This window comes from Streptomyces sp. LS1784 (assembly GCF_020103755.1).
Classification (GTDB): Bacteria; Actinomycetota; Actinomycetes; order Streptomycetales; family Streptomycetaceae; genus Kitasatospora.
Window position 1 is genome coordinate 1 of the sequence record NZ_JAHSQD010000979.1, and the last position, 1,810, is coordinate 1,810.

The following is a 1,810-nucleotide window of genomic DNA, read 5'->3' on the forward strand; positions in this document are numbered from 1 at the left end:
GCCGACACCGAAGCCGCCCGCGACGACGATCTTCGCGGAGGTGGTGGCGCGGGTGGGGGCGGCCGCGTTAGAGCTTGCGAAGTCCACTGAGGACCCTTTCGAGCAGCGTGACGTCGGGCTGGTTTCCGGTTTCGCCGCCGGAAGCGGGCTGGTGGATGGCGACGAGGCCGGCCTCGGCCAGGTCTGCCACGAGGATGCGGGCCACTCCCAGGGGAAGGGAGAGCAGCGCCGACACCTCGGCGACGGATTTGACCTCCGTGCACAGCGTGCAGATCCGCTGGTGCTCGGGGAGCAGGGTGGCCAGGCGCTGCGGGTCGACGTCGGCGGAGACCAGGGCCTCCAGCGCGAGTTCGTAGCGCGGCCGGGTCCGGCCACCGGTCATCGCGAACGGGCGGATCAGCGGGCCGGAGTCGGGTTCGTCCTCGAACTCCTCGACGTGGCCGGGCTCCTGGGCGGGCCGGTAGCCGGGAGCCGGCTCGGGCGCCGGTGCCGGGTAGCCGGGTGCCGGGGCGCCGTACGAGGGCTGCCGGGAGTACTGGTCGTACTGGCCGTACTGGCCGTACTGCTCCTCGGGCCGGGGGTACGGCTGCTGGGGCTGTCCGTACTGGTGCCGGCCGTACTGCTGACCGTGGCCGACGCCGGGTGCTCCGAAGGCGTCATGGCCTGTGCCAGGGTACGGAACGCCGTACGGGCCGCTGCGGTCGTCGGGCGGTGTCACGGTTCCTCTCCTCACAGGGTGCGGCGGTGCGGTGCGAGCTTCGGCGCAGGTCCGGAGCCGGTGGTGCGAAGGCCGTACAACGTCCGAACCCGAGCCCGCCGAAGCGGGCCCGGGAAGGACGCGGAGGTACTTCGAATACCTGGACGGTATCCGACGAACCGTCAGTGCAGGAGACTGCCCTGGAGTTCCGCGCGGAGTGCGGGGGTGAGGACGGCGCCGGCGCGGTCGACGAGCAGGGCCATCTCGTAGCCGACCAGGCCGATGTCGGAGTCGGGGGCGGCCAGGACGGCGAGTGCGGAGCCGTCGCTGATGGCCATCAGGAAAAGGAATCCCCGCTCCATCTCGACCACGGTCTGGTTGACCTCGCCGCCCTCGAAGATCCGGCTGGCGCCGGAGGTGAGGGAGGTGAGGCCGGAGGCGACGGCGGCGAGCTGGTCGGCACGGTCGCGCGGGAAGCCCTCGGACATGCACAGCAGGAGGCCGTCCGCGGAGACCACCACGGTGTGGGACACCCCGGGGGTGTTGTCCACGAAATTGGTGATCAGCCAGTTCAGGTTCTGTGCGGCCTGGCTCATCTGAGTCAACTCAACGCTCCTGGTGGTTCGAGCCGCCGAAGAGATCGGTGCTCCGGTTCTGTCCGTTGCCGGACTGGTCTACCTGATCGGGGTCGATCCGGAAGCTTCCGGTGTTACCGGCGCTGCGGCCCTGCTCCACACCTCGGCGCAGGTTGGTGAGGCGGCCTCGGACCTCCTCCGGGCTGCGGGAGACCTGCGGCCCTTCCTGCGGGGTGGGCTGGTGGGCATTGCCGGGCACCAGGTTCTGCTTGGGCACGCGCCGCGGCAGACCGGCGCCGGTGGTGCCGCTGGAGGAGGGCTCGCGCAGCTGCTCGGCCCGCTGCCACTCGCCGTCGTTCGGCGACTGCCAGGCGGCGCTGGCGGTCGGGCCGGTCGGGCCGTATCCGCCGAGCGAGGACACGTCGTGGCCGCGCTGGGCCATGGGCGCCGAGGTGTCCTTGGCGCCGGCGAACCAGTTCGGGCTGTCGCCGGCCGGGCTGCCGCCGGCCGGACCGGCGGCGAGGCCACCGCCCGCCAG

The 1,810-nt window shown here is 72.0% G+C and carries 2 protein-coding genes and 2 pseudogenes; all 4 read right to left on the reverse strand.

Annotated elements, in window-relative coordinates; all coding sequences use genetic code 11:
* Positions 1–87 (reverse strand): annotated as a pseudogene (locus KS423_RS44835) (ATP-binding protein); the annotation flags it as partial.
* On the reverse strand, positions 68–718 hold the full coding sequence (locus KS423_RS48315) for a DUF742 domain-containing protein (protein ID WP_224285419.1): 651 nt from the start codon (positions 716–718) through the stop codon (positions 68–70). The pseudogene KS423_RS44835 and the gene KS423_RS48315, both read right to left, overlap by 20 nt.
* 161 nt (positions 719–879) lie before the next feature.
* On the reverse strand, positions 880–1,293 hold the full coding sequence (locus KS423_RS44845; RefSeq protein WP_030291361.1) for a roadblock/LC7 domain-containing protein: 414 nt from the start codon (positions 1,291–1,293) through the stop codon (positions 880–882).
* A 10-nt stretch (positions 1,294–1,303) separates the two neighbouring features.
* Positions 1,304–1,810: pseudogene (locus tag KS423_RS44850) on the reverse strand (hypothetical protein); the annotation flags it as partial.

What these genes read in the sequence shown, in the direction of transcription:
- KS423_RS44845 (WP_030291361.1), bottom strand. Translation starts at nt 1,293, where the DNA reads ATGAGCCAGGCCGCACAGAACCTGAACTGGCTGATCACCAATTTCGTG.